This is a genomic window from Streptomyces piniterrae (genome assembly GCF_005048155.1).
GTDB classification, from domain to species: Bacteria; Actinomycetota; Actinomycetes; order Streptomycetales; family Streptomycetaceae; genus Streptomyces; species Streptomyces piniterrae.
Genome location: NZ_SUMB01000004.1, coordinates 235,763 through 254,245 on the forward strand (window position 1 = coordinate 235,763; position 18,483 = coordinate 254,245).

Consider the following 18,483-nt stretch of genomic DNA (forward strand, 5'->3'; position numbering starts at 1 on the left):
CAGGGGGAGGGGCGGCACGGGCAGGCTGTTCCCGCCTCAGCTGGATACTAAGCAGTCGCTTAGCCGCTGTCCAAGCTTTGCGTCCACGGAACCCGTGACGGCGAGGACGGCGAACGAGGAGGAGTGGGAGGAGTCCGCGACCCCGTACGTGCCACAGACCTGAGGCCTCCACGTCAGATCGCCGGCCCCGGATGAGCGCCCTCGGCATCGTCGTCACCGACATGGGTGCCGGCCGCGCCTTCTACGCTCGGCTCGGCCTCACCCTCCAGATCGACGAACTCACGCCCACCCACGCCGCGTACACCTGGCCGCACAACGGCCGCTAACTCATGCTCGACACCGAGGACTTCGCTGCCGCTCGCGCCTCGGACATCAGTCGGCGACCGCCGACCGCAGGCGCTCCCGATGTGCCTGCGCCATGGCCATCAGCCCGGCGAGAGCGTCCCGGGTGCGTACGAGCTCGGCGATGTGCCCGGACAGCCGGTCGAGCTCCTGCGCCATGCGGTCCAGCGCCGCGTCGGAGTTCTCCTCGCTGGGAGAATCGACGCACGGCAGCAGTTCGGCGATGGTGCGGCTGGACAGTCCCGCGGCGAACAGCCGCTGGATGAACACGACCCGCTCGACCTCGTGCTCCGTGTAGTGCCGCTGCCCGCTGGCACTGCGAGTGCTGGTGAGCAGCCCCTGCTCCTCGTAGTAGCGCAGGGACCGGACGCTGACTCCGGCCCGTGATGCCAGCTCCCCGATGCGCACACCGTCTCCCTCTGTGCTGTGAGCTGAGGCACAACCCTTGCCCCTGACGTCAGTGTCAGGTTCTAGCGTAGCCGCCGCGCCCGGTCGTCCGGCGCCCCGATCACGAAGGAGCCATGACATGACGAGCTTGTTCACCACGTACCGGCTAGGGGACCTGTCGCTGCCCAACCGGGTGGTGATGGCCCCGATGACACGGGTCCGTGCCGCCGCCGGCGGTCTGGCGACGCCGTCGATGGCGACCTACTACGCTCAGCGGGCCACGGCCGGACTGATCGTGAGCGAGGGAGTGCAGCCGAACGTGGTCGGGCAGTCCAACCCCGGCACACCGGGACTGCACACCGACGAGCAGGTCTCCTCGTGGCGCCCGGTCACCGATGCGGTGCACGCCAACGGCGGACGGATCTTCGCCCAGATCATGCACGGCGGACGGGTTTCGCACCCAGACACCATCGGGATGCAGCCGGTCGGTCCCTCGGCGGTCGCGGCCGAAGGGTGGAAGGTGTTCACCCCGACCGGGCTTCAGCCGGCGCCGACCCCGCGCGCTCTGGAAACCGCCGAGGTGCCCGAGCAGGCCGAGTCGTACGCCCAGGCCGCCCGCCGCGCCATCGACGCCGGCTTCGACGGCGTGGAGCTGCACGGCGCCAACGGCTATCTCATCTCGCAGTTCCTCTCGTCCAATGCCAACCTGCGCACCGACCGCTACGGAGGCTCGGTGAGCAACCGGATCCGCTTCGCCGTCGAGGCGGTGTCCGCAACCGCCGAGGCCGTCGGCGCGGCCAGGACCGGAATCCGCCTGTCCCCCGGCGTGACCTTCTGGGGAGTCGAGGAGACCGACATCCCCGAGCTCTACACCGCGCTACTGACCGAACTGTCCGGCCTCGGACTGGCCTACATCCATCTCGAAGCCACCGCCGAGGAGGAGTTGCTGGCCGGCCTGCGCCGCGCATGGCAGGGCACCCTGATCATGAACCCCGTGCTCCCGATGGGACCGAAGCACACCGGCCGGGACGAGGCCGACCACTGGCTCGACCTGGGGGCCGAGCTCATCAGCTTCGGCCGCGCCTTCATCTCCAACCCCGACCTGGTCGAGAGGCTGCGCACCGGAGTGCCGCTCGCTCCCGTCGACGAGGCCACGTACTACCAGGGCGGCGACGCGGGGTACCTGACCTACCCGGCATACCAGTACACGGCCTGACACCGCCCTTCGGCGTCCGGCCCCGACGCATCCGGCGCCCCAGCGCACACCCCGCTTCACCGCTTCACCACTCCACCGCTTCACCACTCCACCGCTTCACCGCTTCAGAGGGCATCCAGGTCCACGGCGGAGCGGCAGGATGGCAACACCGACGGCCTTGACGCCGCGCGCGGGCCGCGCGGATCGGCTTCTTGTGGGCCTCGATGAGCTGACGTGCAGTCACGTGGCTTGCTACTTCCATGCGGGTGTCGCCCATCTCGGAGGCGCCGATGTCGTTCGCGCTGGTGTGGATGATCACCGTGCATACGCAGATCGGGGGACGTCTGCGTCGAACGGAGGTCCTGGTCAGGTGATCTTCCGGCTGACGCGCATGAAGGCAGGGCCTCTCGGTAGCTCGGGGATGCGAATCGAACCGAGCGATGCCGGGAGGCCCTGTCGTCGTTGTTGTGGGCGTCTGCGCCCGTTGATTTCAACTCGGCTGCCGTGTCGTGCAATTGTCTTGCGCACGCGTCCGGGAATGCGGCCGATCATCCCAGCTGGGTACGCCGGTATCCGCCATGTATGACCGACACGAAGTGACCGGTCGTGCGGCCGTTGCCGCCGGTGCCGGCCTGGCTTCGGGGCAGAGGCTCAGAGCGGCCCGAAGAGCCAGTTTCCGGGTGAGTCAGGGTTGCTGCTCGTGTAGTACTCCTCGGTGGCCTGCCGGAGCTCCTGCTCGTCCAGCTCTCCGCTGTCGTCGCGGTCCAGCTGCCGGAAGCCGTACTCCAGGTCCTCGGGCGTAATCCCGAAGGCCGACTCGTACATGAGCCGATACTCGTCAACGTCGATCTGTCCGTTGCCGTTGACGTCGACGAGATCCATCCAAGCGGCGACGACCTCGCTCACATTGGCAAGGAACTTCCCCCGGTTGTCACTCGCGGCCGCCCGGAAGCCGCGGGTGAACTCGGCTACGTCCACATAGCCGTTGCCGTCATCGTCCATGCCTGCAAGATGGTCCTGCCAGATCCGGTGCAATGCGTTGCGCAGCCGTTCCTTGCGGGCAGGGTCTTCCCCTCGCTCGAAGGCCGCCGCCAGCCGGTCGGCGAGGACCAGCAGATCGCCCTCGACCAGCTCGCCGTTGGCGTCCGAATCCATCAGCTCGAAGGCCCGTTCCAGCTTGCGGTCGAGGATGTCGATGGTCTCCGTGGTTGCTTCCGGCATGCGCCCTCCTCAGAACCCGGGACTGGTCGGATTCCCGCCCGGCCGGAGGAAGGCATGCCCTGCGCAAGCGTCCGAACGCGCCCCGTGCGGGTGGTTTGCCGGCACGCGGTGTGCCTGTGTACGCCCCATTGGGGTGGCCTGCTCCCCATCCGGAATGCCTGACCCTGGGATGGGCACCCCCTCGGCATGGTCATCCCCATTCCGCCCCAGTCGCGCCACCGCGTAGACCGTTTCACCCGCATCCGGGTCCCCAAGGACTGGGGCGGAGACCACCTCTTCTGGGGTCGTCCCCCCGGGCCGGACGCCGTGATCGTCGACAACAACGACTATCTGCACCTGGCTCGCGACCGCCGCATCATCGAGGCCATGACCCAACGGCTCGACGCCGCGGGCACCAGCACCCTGATGTCCGGCATCCTCCTCTTCGGCGACCATCCGCAGCTGTCCTTGGAGCAGGAGCTGGCCGCACACATGGGTGCCCCGGCCGGCATCCTCTGCCAGTCCGGCTGGGCCGCCAACACCGGCCTCCTGCAGGCCATCGCCGACCCGTCGACACCGATCTACATCGATGTCCTCGCGCACATGTCCCTGTGGGAGGGAGCCCACGCAGCCCGGGCCAAGACCCGGCTGTTCCGCCACAACGACCTCGCCCATCTGCGCCGGCGCATCGCCGACCACGGTCCCGGCATCATCGCCGTCGACGGGGTGTACTCGTCGGACGGCAACCTCGCCCCGCTGGCGGAGATCGCCGCCATCGCCGCGGAGAACCGCTGCGTGCTGGTCGTCGACGAATCGCACTCGCTGGGTGTGCACGGGGAGCGGGGCGAGGGCATCGTCGCGGCGCTCGGCCTGCAGGACGCGGTGCACTTCCGCACCGTCAGCCTGTCGAAGGCGTTCGCCGGCCGGGCCGGACTCATCACCTGCTGCGACCCCGACTTCGTCGACTACTTCAAGCACGAGTCCTATCCAGCGGTATTCAGCTCCACCCTGCTGCCACACGATCTGGCCGGCCTGCAGGCCGCGCTGCACGCCGTTCGGGAGGACGGGTGGCGGCGCGAGCGGCTGCACCATCTCACCGAGTGGGTACGGCGGGAGCTGACTGCCGGCGGGATCGATCTGCACGGCTCGCAGACACAGATCATCCCGCTGGAGGCCGGAACTGAGCTGCAGGCCATCAAACTGCGCGACGCGATGATGTCCCGCGGGGTGTTCCCGTCGCCGTTCGGACCGCCGGCCACCTCACGGCGACGAGCGACGATGCGGGTATCACTGCATGCCGGTCTCACCGACGCACAGGTGGAGCGGCTGGTCGAGGTCTGCCTGGCCGTACGCCCGCTCCTCAGCACGGCTCGCGCCCGGCGGACAGCAGCAGCCCCGAGCGATCGCAGATCGCGCCGTCCAGAGCCTGTCGCCCACGGGAACCCGTAGGTCACGGCCAGGTGGGCCTTGCCGAGACCGGCCTGCCTCCATGGCCGGCGGACCATGGAGGCAGCCGGAAACGACGCACCGGGCCCCAATGTGGTGAGCTACATCTCGGCGCTCTGAAGGCGACGTTGAGGACCAGGCGGACGGTCTGGCCGACCCGCTCTGGCGGCCTTCAGTTCTGCTTCCCGTCACACACGACGGTTCCGTCCACGGTCCGCGGGATACGCGACCCGCAGGCGACCATTTTTCAGCACGGGGAGCAGCCACCCGCGCTCAACGCGATCGCGGCCATACGCTGCTCAATACGGGCAACGGCCGGCCTCTGCCGCACTGTCGCCGCCCTTCTGCCGGAGCTTGGCCGCCGTGGCGACGAGATGGTCTCCGAACCGGACGAGCGACGCGATCTTCGCCGCCCGCGCATGACGCATGACGCGCAGCACGGAAACGGCGTTGTCCATGGTCGCCGGTGGCTGGACCAGTGACCGCTCGCTTCCCACCACCGGCTCCACGAGGCATACATGGCGTTCTGCCTCGATGAGGTCGGCTTCGAGGAGGGCCTCCCGGGCAAAGGCGAGTCCCGGCTCGCGCAGAGCGAGGTCTTCGATCGGGTCGGGCAGGACCGCGAGCAGATCGTCGATGGTGTTGCGGTACTCGCGGTATTCCATGTGCATGCTTCCGCTGAGGGGTACCGGTACCACCGTCGGGACCATCGTGGGGCGAATGGTCGTGTTGTAGAAGTCTGCTGGGAGGGCGGCGGCATGTGCTCGGGCGGCGGCGAACCCCTGGACGTAGACGGTCGTCCGCTCGATCTGGGCGGTGGCCTCGCGTACGGCACCTTCACGTAGTCGCTCCACGGCCTCTCTCAGCGCGATCGTCGCGTAGACGTTGAACAGGACGTGCACATGATGGCCGGTGATCCAGCGGGAGAGCCACATCTCCTCCTGCCGCCCTTGTCCCGTGCCGGGGCTGGTGTCAGACGCTTCGCTGCCTCCGTCCTCAGGGGTCTTTGGGCTATCCTCGCTTCCCGCGAGGTCCACGACCAACTGCCTCATCGCTGTGGTCTCCCGGGCGATGTCGCTTCCCGAGAGCGGCGCGTCACACAGGTCCGCGAGACCGCGGTGGATGACCAGAGCGGCTTGCTGGGCAGCCTGAGCTGCGGTGAGTACGGCTGTGCGCACTCGGAAGTAGCTCTGCACGGGAGACCTGGCCGGCAGTCCGTCCGCCTTGGTGGAGGAGTTTGCCGTCGGCAGTGCCCGGACGAGTCTGGCAGCCGCGAGGGTGGCGGCCCGCAGCCCTGAGGCGCGCTCCGCGGCCGTCCCGAACGCCGGGACGACGGCGAGCACGGCGGCGAGTCGCGTGGCCTCGTCGCGCGCTTCGGCTTCCAGACAGGGCATGGGGTGCGGCAGCGTGGCGTCGGGGAATATGGCGATCGGGGGCAGGGTGTACGCGGATCCCTGTTCTGCCATCCGGATGACCTCCTGGTCCCCGATCCCCTGTGCCCGAGCGGCCGCCTGAACACGATGGTGGGGCCGTGCAGTTGGCGCAACACGCTGACTCTTGGAGGGGGCCTTTCCCGCCACTCACGCCGGTTGTTGGGTCGCCGGGGGTACGACTCCCCCGGCGACCCGACCTAAGCCTCCGTACCGGAACACGCGCATGGACCGGGCCGACAGTCGGCCCGGTCCATGGGTCTCTCCAGCTGACAGCAGTCACACTGTCGGTGTCGGTGTCGGTGTCGGTGTCAGTACTGGATGGTGTGGTTGTAGAGGATGTTCTGGGCCGTCGAGCCGCTGTCCAGGCCGTAATCGGGCCGGTCGTCGACGAAGTACTCGCGGAAGCTGGACTGCCAGGTCCGGGACATCATGGTGTTGCTCTTCGTCCAGCCGCCGTCGACCTGGGACCACAGGTCGACCAGCGAGGTGGCAACGCGGGCCTCGCAGGCGTCGCCCGGGTCGATGCCGTTCGTGGAGCGGTCATTGGCGAGGTTCAGGGAGCTGCCATTGCCCCAGTAGTACGTGGTGTCGTTGAAGGTGTGGAACGCCACCGCGTTGGCGAAGCCCTCGGTCCAGCCGCAGCTGGTGGAGGAGGTGCGGTTGACGTAGTGGGGCGAGCAGTTGCTCACGTTCGGCCACCAGCCCTTGTAGAGCTTGCCCATGAGGGCGTGGCCCGCTTCGTGGACGGTGGTGTGCTCGGAGTCGGGGTCGTTGTCCGCGAGATGGATCTTGTCGTCGTTGGTGGTCCAGTACGTGCCGTCGGTGGAGCCGGGGTACCACTGGACGGTGATCGGGGTGCAGTGGCCGTCCTGCTGGCTGCTTGACCAGCAGTTGGTCGTGGAACCGCGGTTCCACCACAGTTTGTTGAGGGTGTCGAGGGCGTGCCAGGCGCGGCTCTGTCCCTCGTTGGCGTAAACGTTGCCGAGGCTGGTGTTGCCCGAGATGTTGTTCAGCGAGTACGTGGCTGTGGCGTAGGTGCGGCCGTTGCCGTCGACCACCGACCACATCTGGCCGGCCCGTGTCTGGAACTCCACCCAGGCCTGGGAGGTGATGGAGGTGCTCGGGGTGTAGCAGAGGTTGAACTTGCCGTCGCCGTTGCCGGTCATTCCCGTGGCGAGCTTCTGCGTACCGCTGTTGGCGGTCGGCTTGCCCCACAAGGTGATGTTGGCGTTGCTGACCGGCTCGTCCCGGTTGGCCTTGCGGTTCCAACTGCCGCCCTCGGCGGACTGGAAGCGGTTGCGGAAGGTGCCGCTGACACAGACCTGGGAGGAAGCCCTCGCCGAGACGGTGGGGCGCGGGGAGGCCGGGGCTGAGGCAGCCGAGGCACGGGTGGAGACGGGAGCTGGAGCGGCCTTGGGGGTGACCGGGCGTGCCTTGCGGGCGCCGGGCCCTGGGCTGTGGGCCGGGGCCGCGTCGGCCTTGGTGACCGAGACGCCCTTGTCGGAGGAGCCTTTGGAGGTGCCGACGGTGAGTTCCACCGAGTCGTGCCCGGCGCGGCGCGGGTCGGGACGGTCGATGTCGCTGATGTCCGCCTGGATCTGGGCGGGTCCGGCGGCGACGGCCTTGACCTTGAGCTCGACGGTGTGGGTGCCGGGGGTGAGGGCGAGCGTCTTGCTGGTGCGCTGACCGAAGGTGTCCGTTGTGGGTGCGGCGAGGCCGGATTCCTCGCCGGACATCCGGAGCGTGGGCGGCAGTTGGACGGACAGTCCGGCGCGCTTGACGTCGGCCTGTGCCTGGACGTCCACGGTGAGGGTGGCCTGCTCGCCGACAGCAGGCAGATGGTCGAGGGAAGCGGTGACGCCGAGACAGCTGAGTGGCGCCTCGGAGTTTTTCGCCGCGGGGCGGATCGTGCAGGTGCCGCCGGTCGGGGTGGTCGTGCCCGCGAACGCGGACGGGACGACGACGATTGCCAGACAGGCTCCTACGCCTGCCAGGGCGGTCAGAGCGGCGGGTTTGGTGACCCGTATTCGAGACATGGGCATGCCTTTCTGCGGCGTGCACCGGCCCCGGTCTGGCACGACCGGGTCCGGTGCACGCGGGCAGAGCTGTGAGGGGGGTAGGTCACTGCACCCCGGGCGCTGCAACGACCAACCACCGGATCAACCGTTGGCCAGAACAACACCCTGAGTAACAGTGGCCGAAACCATATACCTATGGCCCGCGCCTGTCATCGCTCAATGCGGTTCCCACCGGACAGCCCTGTGCCGTGTCCCACCGAAAAGCCCTGTGCGGTGTCCCATCGAAAAGCCCTTAGCCAGCGGCCCTCTGACACGCCGTCGGCATACTCATCGGACGAAGCTCACCTCTGGGTAGGACGACTGCTCGCGGGTCTCTGCCGGGATGTCCAGGCGCTCGTCCAGAGCAGGCACAAACGACTGGGCATCCGTGTAACTGAAGTGGCTGCCACGCTCCAGGCCCAGGTCGCGTTTCCAGCCGGTCGAGTGGTCCCAGAAGGCCTGCCAGGACGGCTTGTTGAGGTGTGTCCCACTCTCCTTGCCCATGAGCATGAACGGACGGTCCAGCCCTTCCCGAGCCACGGGAAGGAACTCAGCTGCCGACCACTCGTCAGGGTCCGTCCGGGGCGCCGGATCACCACCATCAAGGAGTAGTCCTGATTCGGTGGCCGGCAGCGGTACGTCCGCACCGGGACCGAGAACGCAGAAAGTGCCTCTGAGCTGCAACGACAGGACGTGCTGAGGGTCCTGTACGTGGTAGCGGCAGAGGCACTTCCCAGGTGAGGAACAGTTACGGGTCGAGTCCGCATGTGCGCGTTGCGGGCGGCGGACGTGGGACGGTCATCAACTGCTCGGTGTTGTTCAGTCGGAAGCTACGGATGGGGCTTCCCGGTGTGGTCGCTTCCCGGTCTGGTCGCTTCCCGGGTGTGGTAGGTCAGGGCAGGATCTCGACGTACCCGTCGGTGCCGTGCACGCGGATCCGCTGTCCGTCCCGGATCAGCCGGGTGGCCCGCTCCACGCCCACGACGGCCGGCAAGCCGTACTCCCGGGCGATCACCGCGCCATGGGTCATCAGGCCGCCCACCTCCGTCACCAGACCCGCGATTCCGACGAACAGCGGCGACCAGCTGGGGTCCGTGAAGGGCGTGACCAGGATGTCACCCGCTTCGAGATCGGCCTCCGACATGTCAAGGATGACGCGAGCCCGCCCCTCGATGGTCCCGGCGGAAACCGCCAGGCCGACCAGGGCGCCGGCCGGCACGTCGTCGCGCCGGTACGCCCCGGTGAGGGCCTCACCATCCGAGGTGAGCACCCGGGGCGGTGTGAGCGCGTGGTACGACCGGAACGCGTCCTTGCGCTGCTGGATGAGCTGGTCATCCACCTGGTGCGAGCGCACGACGTCGCGGAGTTCCTGGAACGTGAGGTAGAAGATGTCCTCCTTCTCAGGAAGCACGCCTGCCTGCGCGAGGCGCTCGGCCTCCCCCAGCAGGGCCTGCTTGTAGAGGAAATAGCGGCTGACGATGCCGTACTTCGGATACTCCCGGTACCCGATGAAGGTTCTGACCCGGTCGATCATCCGCTTGGCCTCGTCGGCTTTCCGGTCCCCGTCCGGCAGGGCCCGCAAGCGTGACAGCACGTCGTGTTCCTTCGTCTGCGCCTTCTGCCGCCCTTGCTCGAAGCGCCGCTCGGCGGCGCCCGGCTCGAAGTTCCTGACGTTGTCGAGGATCACGGGCACGAGCGTGGTGGGGCTCTCGCGCCAACGCGGCCTGGTGATGTCGATCTCGCCGACGCAGCGCATGCCGTACCGGTCGAGGTAGGCCTCGATGGCGTCCCGCGCTTCGGTCCCGCCCGCGAGCTTCGCCAGCTCGTCCAGGAAACCCTCGTCCTCGACGCCCTGGAGGAATTCCACCACCTCCGCATGCGGGCGGATCACATCCGCGACGTCGAGCAGCGCCAGTCCCATCTCCGACGTGACGTTGTCGGGGGCGGACAGCGTGAGCGTGTCAGCCGCGTTCTTCTCGCCCAGCCACTCCCACAGCTGGTCGTTGAGCCACCACGTGGCCTCCATCCCCGCCATGATCGCCTGCATGCTCAGCGGATCGCTGAGGACCCGCTTGTGCTCCTCGAAGGCCTCCAGCAGGAAGTCGAACAGCGCCGGTCCGCTCTTCGTCCGGATATCGCGCTCCAGCGCGGCGATGGACGCCCGGCTGCGCTCGATCAGCTCGGTGACGATCGCCGGATCGGTCTCGATCGGGTCGGACGCGCCGCCGACCGGCGGCCCGCCGGGACCCGCGTCCGGGAGCGACGGGACGAAATCGTCGCGGTCGAGGACGGTCTCCAGAGCGTCCCTGATCAGCGGATCGCCTCTGCCCAAGACGTCCAGGAGGCCGGCGCGGCTCGCGGGCGAGGCCAGGCGCCGGGTGACGTCGACGAACAGCCTCCCGCCGGCTTCGTGCATCGGCACCATCGCCGTCAGCTGCCACATGGAGAACCCCAGGGGCTTCATGGGGTCGGTCATCATCTGCCCATGACCAACGGAGACATAGACGTGATTCTCCTGGTCGCCGGCCTCGGGGATGGGGAACAGCGTCGTGATCGGCCGGCTCTGAACGATCCGGAAGCCCTCATCGGCCAGGCACCATTCGATGTCCTGCGGACGGCCGAAGTGCGCTTCGATCCGCCGCCCGAGCTCCACGAGCTCCACGACCTGCGCATCCGTCAGCGCCGGCTGCTCCTGTCGCTGCGCATCGATCGCCACTTCCTCCGTGCCGCCGGCCGGCAGGGCCTCAATGGCACGCTGTTTGGCAGCGATCGCCTTGTCGACGACTTCGCCGTCCCGCACCTTGAAGACGTCCGGGTTCACCAGCCCGGAGACCAGTGCCTCGCCGAGGCCGAAGCCGGCGTCCACGGTGGCAACCTTCCGGTTGCCCGTGACGGGGTCGGCCGTGAACAGGATGCCGGCCGCATGCGGCAAGACCATCCGCTGCACGACCACGGCCATGTGGACCGTACGGTGGTCGATGCCGTTCCGCAGGCGGTAGGTCACGGCCCGCTCGGTGAACAGCGAGGCCCAGCACCGGCTTACGTGCTGGAGGATCGCCATCGGCCCCACTACGTTCAGGTACGTGTCCTGCTGACCGGCAAAGGAGGCCGTCGGCAGGTCCTCTGCCGTCGCGCTGGATCGGACGGCGTAGGCGGCCTGCTCGCCGAGCTGGGCGAGCGCGCCGGTGATCGCCGCCGCGAGATCACCCGGGATGGCAATCCCCTCGATGGTCCGACGAATCTGCGCGCTCAGCGTGCGGATGGCCTCCCGGTCGTCCGCGTTCAGGCGCGACAGCTCATCGAGCCGATCGTCGATCGACGGCGCTTCCGCCATGATCCGCCGGAAGGCGTCCGTCGTCACGCAGAAGCCGGCCGGCACGCTGATGCCTTCGATCCGCGACAGCCCGCCCAGGTGCGCGCCCTTGCCGCCGACGACCGCGACCTGCGTCTCGTCAACCTCTTGAAGATCCCACACGTACTGCTCGATCACTGCGATACCTCCGAGGCAGCCGTGCTCCGCCGCACTGCACTGGCCGATCGAAGCACCGGCGCCTCCAACTCTCTCGAACCTCTTGTCCAACACGTCCTCATCCGTGGTCGCCTTCCCTCTGACGAGTCGGCAGGCCGCTCCGCCCAGCCGGGCGGCGGGCACCCCAGCACCTCCGCGCCGAGCACCCGAAACTGCAACTGCAACTGCAACTGCAACTGCACTGCCGGTCCCATCACTGGTTCGACGTCACCCCGTCCCCGATACGTCGACAACAACACACGCACGTCGTGCCCCCGTTTCCGCAGCTTGTGGCTTCGGCCGACGATTCTGCGCTGTGACCCGGGGCTTGCGGCAAGCCCCCCAGCGCGCTATAAGTTGAGAGTGGCAAGGAGAGGGCTCTCCTTGCCTTTACCTTTTGCCGTCCAACGGAACCGAACTGACCAGCTTCTCGCGAAGCAGTGGCGCGCCGCGTATGAGCGCGCGTCATTGACCCAGGCGGATATCCCATCGGCCTGATGTCTCATCGACCTGATGTCTCATCGCCTACGGATGCAGCCGCGGAGCCAGCACTTCTTTTCCTTGTCGGCAAGGCCCGAACGTCGAGCGCGCGCCGCTCGGGTGCTACCCGCGTGTCCACGTCGAGGTTGGCCCGGTCCCCTGGTGGTCAACCTGGGCGAGAGCCCGGCCTGACCGTCTCGGCGGCGATAAGGCGTACGCCTCCCGTCGCAACCGCCGCTACCTGCGCAGCCGTCAGATCAAGCGCACCATCCCCGAGCCGAAGAACCAGCGGGCCAACCGCCGAGCTCGCGGCAGCAAGGGCGGCCGGCCCACCGGCTTCGACAGGACGACTAGTAGTACCCCTTCACCTCGTCGAGCAGCTCCCGCACGATGTCCGCGTGTCCCGCATGTCGCCCGGTCTCCTCGACGAGGTGGATGAGCATCCAACGGAGGTTGGCGCTGCCGGCGCGGAAGTCGGGGTGACGGCCAACGTCGTCCAGGGAGGCCGCGGCCACGATCTCGTTGCTTCGGGCGCACTGGGCCTCGTACTGCACGAGCAGCTGCTTCAGCGGAACGCCATCGGTTCGCCAGTCGGCGCCCTCGTCCGTCTCGTCAAAGGACGGGTTCTGCGTCTTGTCGCCGCCGAGGAAAACCACCTCCAGCCAGGTGTGCTCGACCCACCGCATGTGGCTGATAAGCCCGGCCATCGTCATCGCCGGCGAGGTCGGGATCACGGAACGGTGCGCGTCGGCCTCGCTCAGGCCATCGCACTTCCATCGCAGGATCTTCCGCTGGAGGTCCAGCCAGCCGATGAGCGCGGTGCGCTCATCGGCCTGCAAAGGGGGACGCTCAAATGAAGGTGTCATGCCAGCACGTTAGGACGCTCGGTCTCCGACTACCGCCTGATTTTTTTCGCCCCAAGATCCGCCGGACAGGCCCTAGTGGCGCCCGGCTACTGGCGCCGGCTGGTAGCGCCCGCAGATGTGGATCTTATCGAGCCTTTATATGCCCCCTCACTACGGTCACTAAGTCCGATTTACGACCTCATATATCTCTGTGTGACGCAACAGTCACTTATAGGGAGATTCAGTGCATCTGTTGCCCAGCCCTGACCTGCCCGCCGACGCCACGGGGCCCGCCCGTCGCCGCATCCGCCCGATCGTGCTCCTGGCAGGGGCCGCAGCCACCGGTTTCGGGGCCCTCTACGTGACGGGCCTGCTGGCTTCCGGTGATGATGCGGTGCTGGCGGGCACGCGGGTGCACGGGGTGGACATCGGGGGCCTGAGCCGCTCACAGGCCCAGGAGAGGCTGGACCAGCAGCTAGGCAAGACCTGGCCGGAACCGGTGAAGGTGCGTATCGGCGACCGTACCGCCACCATCGACGCGCGTGCCGCCGGCTTCTCCCTGGACAGTGCGCAGACCGTCGCCCATGCCACGCGAGCGGGCGCCGACCCGCTCACCGTGATCGGCCGACTGTTCACCGGTGGTGACCGCGACATCGAACCGGTGATCCGGGCCGACGAGGCGAAGGCCCGCGCGGTGCTGACCAAGACAGCCACGCAGTACGACAGCACGCCCCGGAATGGCACGGTCACCTTCGAGCAGGGCAAGCCGGTGCCCGTGGAGCCACGCGACCGGCACTCCCTCGACGTACGCGGCGCTGCCGAAGCACTGAACTCGGCAGTCCTCAGCCGGCAGGCGGGACCGGTCGCGCTGCCGGTCGTCCGGCGGAGCGAATCCCCCGTCGACGCGGCAGAAGTGAACCGCGCCATGACGCAGTTCGCCAGGCCCGCGATGTCGGCCCCGGTCACGGTGACCGTAGCCGGACGGCAGATACCCATCAGCCCCGTGACGGTCGGCAAACACCTCACGATGAAACCGGACAAGAACAACCGGCTCATCCCTGAACTCGACGGCAAGGCGCTCCTGCAGGATCCCGCGGTGGCCCGCCCCCTGGCACCGGTCACCGGCAAGGTGGCCGAGGCGAAACTGCGCCCGGTCGGCGACCGGGTGGTGGTCTCGGACGGCAAGACCGGCCGGGAGGTCACCGCCAAGGGGATCGAACAAGCCGTGCTACCCCTGCTGACCAGGACCGGGGCGGCCCGTACCGCAGCGCTGGCCGCCAAGGAGACACAGCCGAAGGTCACCGGTGACAGGCTCCGCGCACTGGGCATCAAGGAGAAGATGTCCACCTTCACGGTCAACTTCGAGCGTGCCCCGTACCGCACGACGAACGTCGGCCGTGCCGCGGAACTGATCAACGGGTCGGTCGTGCTTCCCGGCGAGACCTGGAGTCTGAACCGCACGGTTGGCGAGCGGACCAAGGCCAACGGATTCGTGGACGGCATCATCATCCAGAACGACCAGTACACCAAGGCGTCCGGGGGCGGCGTCTCCACTGTCGCCACCACCGTCTTCAACGCCCTGTTCTTCGCGGGCGTCAAACCGCTGGAGCACGGGGCGCACTCGTTCTACATCGAGCGCTACCCGGAAGGCCGGGAGGCAACGGTCGTCTGGGGCAGTCTCGACCTCAAGTTCAACAACGACTCCGGAAACGCCATCTACATCCAGGCCAGTGCCACGGACACCTCCGTCACGGTCAGTTTCTTCGGCACCAAGAAGTACGACTCCGTCGAAGCGGTCACAGGCCCTCGCACCAACGTGAAACAGCCGGGAAGCCGCCCGGGCGCCGCGAAGAACTGCCTGCCGCAGACGCCGCTCGAAGGCTTCGACGTCAACGTCGACCGGGTCTTCCGGTCCGGCGGCAAGGAAGCCAAGCGAGAGACGTTCAAGACCCACTACGTGCCCCGCGACGAAGTCACCTGCGGGCCGAAAACCTCGGACTGACCGGTCAACGACAGCCGCTCGGCACAAAGTCAGATGGCCTCTGGTCAGGTTCCGGGCTGAACGGCACGACCGCGGCTACAAACCGCCCAAGGACGGCGGTTACCGGATTCTGCACGGAACGAAGGACGGACCGTCGACGACGGACCGCCGCTTCGTCAGGGCCGAGGATTTCCGCGAGGGCTGACGAGGTCGGGGACCGCACTGAAGGTTGCTGACGCCCCGGACACGGCGCGGGCCGGTCCACCCGGCGATGAGTGCCCGTGGACCGGCCCGCCCTTGTCGGCAGGCACCGTCAGAGTTTGACGCGTACCGTCAGAGTTTGAACTGGGTGATCACGGCCCGGTGGTCGGACGGCCAGTTCTCCTTGTCGCCGCCGTAGACCTTCGAGCTGGTTGCATCCAGCGAGCCGCCCTTGTACAGGATGAAGTCGATGCGGTCCTGGGGCTCGGGCTTGTTGCCGTAGTCGCTGTTGGTGGCGACCTTCGGGCTCCAGGTATCGCCGGGGGAAGCCGCCTCGTCCGGGTTGACCTCACGGTAGGAGTCCCAGTAACCCCCGTTGGCGAACGCCTTTGTTGCGGGCCACTCCACGACCGAGTCACAGTGCTTGGCCTTGGTCTTCTCGGTCCAGTCCATGTGGGACGGGGAGTTGAGATCACCGGCGACGATCGCCGGTGAGGAACCGGCCCACTTGACGATCGCCTCGGCCTGCTGCTTGCGCTCGGCCTCGTCCGCGTAGATCGCCTCGTAGCCGTCCTTGTCGAAACAGGCGTTGTACGGCCCGTACTTCGTGTAGCCCAGGTGGATCGAGTACACCCAGACTCCCTTGATCTTCGCGGCCACGGCCACATCCGACAGCGAGTCGACCTTCTCGATGGGCTGACTGCTGATGATGTCGACGTCGGTACCGCTCTGTGTGTAGTGCTCCCATCCCAGCTTCTCGGCGATCTGCTTGGTGACGGCCTTGTCGGTCTCCTGAAGGGCCACCACCTCAGTGCCGGAAGCGTTGATCTCCTGGACGGTCGTGTTGAGCCCGTCCGTGACCTGGGAGCCGCCATGCCAGGTGTTGAGGCTCATCACGGTCAGCGTCTCGTCGTCCGCCTCGGCGGTGCTCACCGTGGCGACGGAGACTGCCGCACTCAGGGCGAGCGCGGCAGCAAGTGTCGGTATGACGCGTCGGGTCATCGTGTGGACTCCTTTGTGGGGGGACGTCAAGTTGTCAGATGAGAATGGAGCGTCCACCAACAGAGATTGAACGAATGAGAAGCTGTTGCTCAACCAGCCACAACCAGCCACAACCAGTCACGGCGCCTGGTCGGCTGGATCGCTTTGATGACTGATCGCTGCCCGCTGCCCGCTGCCCGCTGCCCGCTGCCCGCTGCCCGCTGCCGAACATCGTGTGGGGGCCGGGAATCACCGCTGCGGAGGCTGAGAGTCGAGCGTGAAGGGTTGCGTGCGGCAGACGAGCAGGGCGACGTCATCTGGGTCGTCGGGACGCCGGAGTTCGCGAAGGAGCCGGTCGCAGGTCTCTTCCAGGGAGGGGTCCGTCGAGGGGCCGGTCGAGGGGCCAGTGACATCGAGCAGATGGAGGAGGGTTTCGAGTCGCTCGTCGATGGGGTGGTGGCGGGTTTCGACCAACCCGTCGGTGTAGAGGACCAGTTGGTCGCCGAAGCCGATCTCGAAGGTGGTGGTCTCGAACGGGACGCCGCCGACTCCGAGCGGGGTGCCGGTGGGCAGGTCGATGAGTTCGGGACGGTTGCCGCTACGTACGAGCGCGGGCGGGAGGTGGCCGGCGTTGGCGATGTGGCATTCGGCGCGGCGCGGATCGTAGACGGCGAAGATGCAGGTGGCGATGTAGTGCTCCAGCCCTGAGGTGATCTTGTCGAGGTGCTGGAGGACCTGGTCGGGCGCGAGGTCGAGGTCGGCGAACGCACTGGTGGCGGTGCGCAGGCGACCCATGGTGGCGGCGGCATCGATGCCGCTGCCCATGACGTCGCCCACCACGAGAGCGGTCTTGTCGCCGTCGAGGGGGAGGACGTCGTACCAGTCGCCGCCGATCTCGTAGGTGGCTTGCGCGGGCCGGTACCGGGAGGCGATCTGCAGGCCGGGAAGGTGCTGCGGGTGGCTGGGGAGCAGGCTGCGCTGCAGGGTCTCGGCGGCGTTGCGCACGCTCTGGTGCGAGCGGGCGTTGTCGATGCACACGGCGGCGCGGGAAGCCAGCTCACCGGCGAGGGCGAGATCGTCCTCGGCGAAGGACACCGGGTTGCGGGTCCGCATGAGACCCAGGAAGCCGAGGATGTGGCCGCGGGCGGTGAGCGGGACCGACATGTAGGAGTGCACGCCGGCGCGCGCCAGCAGGGTGGCGGCGTGGTCGTCGCGGGCGATGCGGGCCAGGTCGTTGTCGTCCGCGTGGGCGATCAGGAGTGGCCGGCCGGTGCGTACGGTCTCGGTGGCCACGCGGTCGGCGGCGTAGGCGGCGATCTGGCCGGGTGGATCGGCGGCCTGGACTGCTTCGGTGGGGTAGGCGGACTTCAGCGCGAGGGCGCGGAAGAGCGCAGGGCCGTCCGCGGGGGCTGGGCGGTGCTCGTCCAGGATGGAGTCGAGTACGTCCACCGCGACCACGTCGGCGAGCTCGGGAACGACGACCTCGGCCAGTTCCCGGGCGGTCTGTGCCACCTCCAAGGTGGTGCCGATCCGAGCGGTGCCGTCGGCGATCAGGGCAAGCCGCCTCCGGGCCTCGGCAGCTTCCGTGGCCGCCTGGTATCGGTCGGTGACATCCACCACCACCTCGGCAACGCCGAGAACCCGACCCTGGGTGTCCTCCAGCCGGTACAGCGAGACCGACCAGGCGTGCTCGTCCAGGTCAGCGGGAGAGTGGCCGACGATAGTGGCCTGGTCGACCATGGGGACCCCGGTCGTCAGGACCTGCCGCATCCCGGCCTCGGGCACCTCGAACTTCGTGGCGGTCATGATCTCGCGGTAGTGCCGGCCGAGGTGATCCTTCGCGGGTTTGCCGTGCATCCGCTCCAGGGCGGCGTTGACTGCCACGTAGCGCAGATCGGTGTCGAGGATCGCCACCCCGATGGGGGACTGGGAGATCAACCGGGTGGACAGTGCGACGTCCCACTCGACCTCGCGAAGCGTCGGTGAGTCGGTGGCGAGCCCGAGAGCGTAGAAGTCGCCTCGGTCGTCCAGTAGCCGCATGTTGCGCAGCTCCACCAGCCGCGAGGTGCCGTCCTTGTGCCGTACGGGGAACGCCCCGGCCCAGCTCTGGCCGGTCTCCATGACCTCGGCGAACTTCTTGATCACCAGATCCCGATGCTGTTCGTGGACGAGCAGTGGCGCCGCGTGCTGCCCGAGCGCCTCCTCGGAGGTGTAGCCGTACAGGTCCTCGGCCTGCGGGCTCCACAGGACGATCCGCCCCTCTGCGTCCAGCAGCACCGCGGCGACACCGAGGAGGTCCATCAGCCCGCTCGGCTGCAGCGACCTTCGCCCGGGCCGACCGGCGTCCGCCCGAGGCCCCTCGGCTGCGCTCATCGCAGGCTCTCCTTCCGCCTGCCGGCATCACACGGGCCGTCTGCTGGCACCAGC

General features: G+C 68.0%; 14 protein-coding genes and 1 pseudogene. 5 read left to right on the top strand and 10 right to left on the bottom strand.

Translation table 11 applies throughout. The annotated features are described in order from the left end of the window. The first annotated feature begins 191 nt into the window (after positions 1 to 191). Positions 192 to 326, top strand: a complete 135-nt coding sequence (locus FCH28_RS39700) for a hypothetical protein (protein ID WP_281289706.1) — start codon at positions 192 to 194, stop codon at positions 324 to 326. Positions 327 to 372: 46 nt separating this feature from the next. Here FCH28_RS39700 and FCH28_RS13720 read toward each other — a convergent pair whose 3' ends face one another. Next, positions 373 to 750: a MerR family transcriptional regulator gene (locus tag FCH28_RS13720; protein ID WP_169314146.1), complete on the bottom strand. Its 378-nt coding sequence runs from the start codon at positions 748 to 750 to the stop codon at positions 373 to 375. A gap of 118 nt (positions 751 to 868) precedes the next feature. Here FCH28_RS13720 and FCH28_RS13725 point away from each other — a divergent pair, with 118 nt between their 5' ends. Further along, positions 869 to 1,945 (top strand): alkene reductase, encoded by a 1,077-nt coding sequence (locus tag FCH28_RS13725; protein WP_136740161.1) that lies wholly within the window; start codon positions 869 to 871, stop codon positions 1,943 to 1,945. Positions 1,946 to 2,009: 64 nt separating this feature from the next. On the opposite strand, the gene FCH28_RS13730 is transcribed toward FCH28_RS13725, so the two are convergent. Together FCH28_RS13730 and FCH28_RS13735 are read right to left on the bottom strand one after the other, a co-directional pair. After that, on the bottom strand, positions 2,010 to 2,243 hold the full coding sequence (locus FCH28_RS13730) for a hypothetical protein (RefSeq protein WP_187363830.1): 234 nt from the start codon (positions 2,241 to 2,243) through the stop codon (positions 2,010 to 2,012). A 332-nt stretch (positions 2,244 to 2,575) separates the two neighbouring features. After that, the gene (locus FCH28_RS13735) at positions 2,576 to 3,145 is read right to left on the bottom strand and encodes an EF-hand domain-containing protein (RefSeq protein WP_136740162.1); all 570 of its coding nucleotides are present in this window, start codon (positions 3,143 to 3,145) and stop codon (positions 2,576 to 2,578) included. 186 nt (positions 3,146 to 3,331) lie between these two features. On the opposite strand from FCH28_RS13735, the gene cqsA reads away from it, so the two are divergent. Beyond that, complete coding sequence (gene cqsA, locus FCH28_RS13740; protein ID WP_136740163.1) at positions 3,332 to 4,573, top strand: alpha-hydroxyketone-type quorum-sensing autoinducer synthase; 1,242 nt, start codon at positions 3,332 to 3,334, stop codon at positions 4,571 to 4,573. Positions 4,574 to 4,869: 296 nt separating this feature from the next. On the opposite strand, the gene FCH28_RS13745 is transcribed toward cqsA, so the two are convergent. From FCH28_RS13745 to rph, 4 genes are all read right to left on the bottom strand, one after another. Then, entirely contained in the window at positions 4,870 to 6,036 is a 1,167-nt protein-coding gene (locus tag FCH28_RS13745) for a hypothetical protein (RefSeq protein ID WP_136740164.1), read from the bottom strand. Between the two features lie 275 nt (positions 6,037 to 6,311). Next, entirely contained in the window at positions 6,312 to 8,039 is a 1,728-nt protein-coding gene (locus FCH28_RS13750; RefSeq protein WP_136740165.1) for a mycolysin, read from the bottom strand. 309 nt (positions 8,040 to 8,348) lie between these two features. Next, positions 8,349 to 8,570, bottom strand: coding sequence for a hypothetical protein (locus tag FCH28_RS13755; RefSeq protein WP_246102777.1), 222 nt, complete (start codon positions 8,568 to 8,570; stop codon positions 8,349 to 8,351). Between the two features lie 382 nt (positions 8,571 to 8,952). Then, a complete protein-coding gene (gene rph / locus FCH28_RS13760; RefSeq protein WP_136740166.1) occupies positions 8,953 to 11,550 on the bottom strand; it encodes a rifamycin-inactivating phosphotransferase in 2,598 nt (865 codons plus the stop codon). 676 nt (positions 11,551 to 12,226) lie between these two features. Here rph and FCH28_RS13770 point away from each other — a divergent pair. After that, positions 12,227 to 12,394 (top strand): annotated as a pseudogene (locus tag FCH28_RS13770) (IS5/IS1182 family transposase); the annotation flags it as partial. 4 nt (positions 12,395 to 12,398) lie between these two features. Here the strand turns inward: FCH28_RS13770 and FCH28_RS13775 are convergent. After that, a complete protein-coding gene (locus tag FCH28_RS13775) occupies positions 12,399 to 12,914 on the bottom strand; it encodes a DinB family protein (protein ID WP_136740168.1) in 516 nt (171 codons plus the stop codon). Between the two features lie 232 nt (positions 12,915 to 13,146). Between FCH28_RS13775 and FCH28_RS13780 the strand changes: the two genes are divergently transcribed. Then, the gene (locus FCH28_RS13780; protein ID WP_425471936.1) at positions 13,147 to 14,895 is read left to right on the top strand and encodes a VanW family protein; all 1,749 of its coding nucleotides are present in this window, start codon (positions 13,147 to 13,149) and stop codon (positions 14,893 to 14,895) included. A 312-nt stretch (positions 14,896 to 15,207) separates the two neighbouring features. On the opposite strand, the gene FCH28_RS13785 is transcribed toward FCH28_RS13780, so the two are convergent. Next, positions 15,208 to 16,077 carry an endonuclease/exonuclease/phosphatase family protein gene (locus FCH28_RS13785; RefSeq protein WP_136740169.1) on the bottom strand — a complete coding sequence of 290 codons (870 nt, stop codon included), beginning with the start codon at positions 16,075 to 16,077 and terminating at the stop codon, positions 15,208 to 15,210. 228 nt (positions 16,078 to 16,305) lie between these two features. Next, on the bottom strand, positions 16,306 to 18,429 hold the full coding sequence (locus FCH28_RS13790; protein WP_136740170.1) for a SpoIIE family protein phosphatase: 2,124 nt from the start codon (positions 18,427 to 18,429) through the stop codon (positions 16,306 to 16,308). Between the last annotated feature and the right edge of the window lie 54 nt (positions 18,430 to 18,483).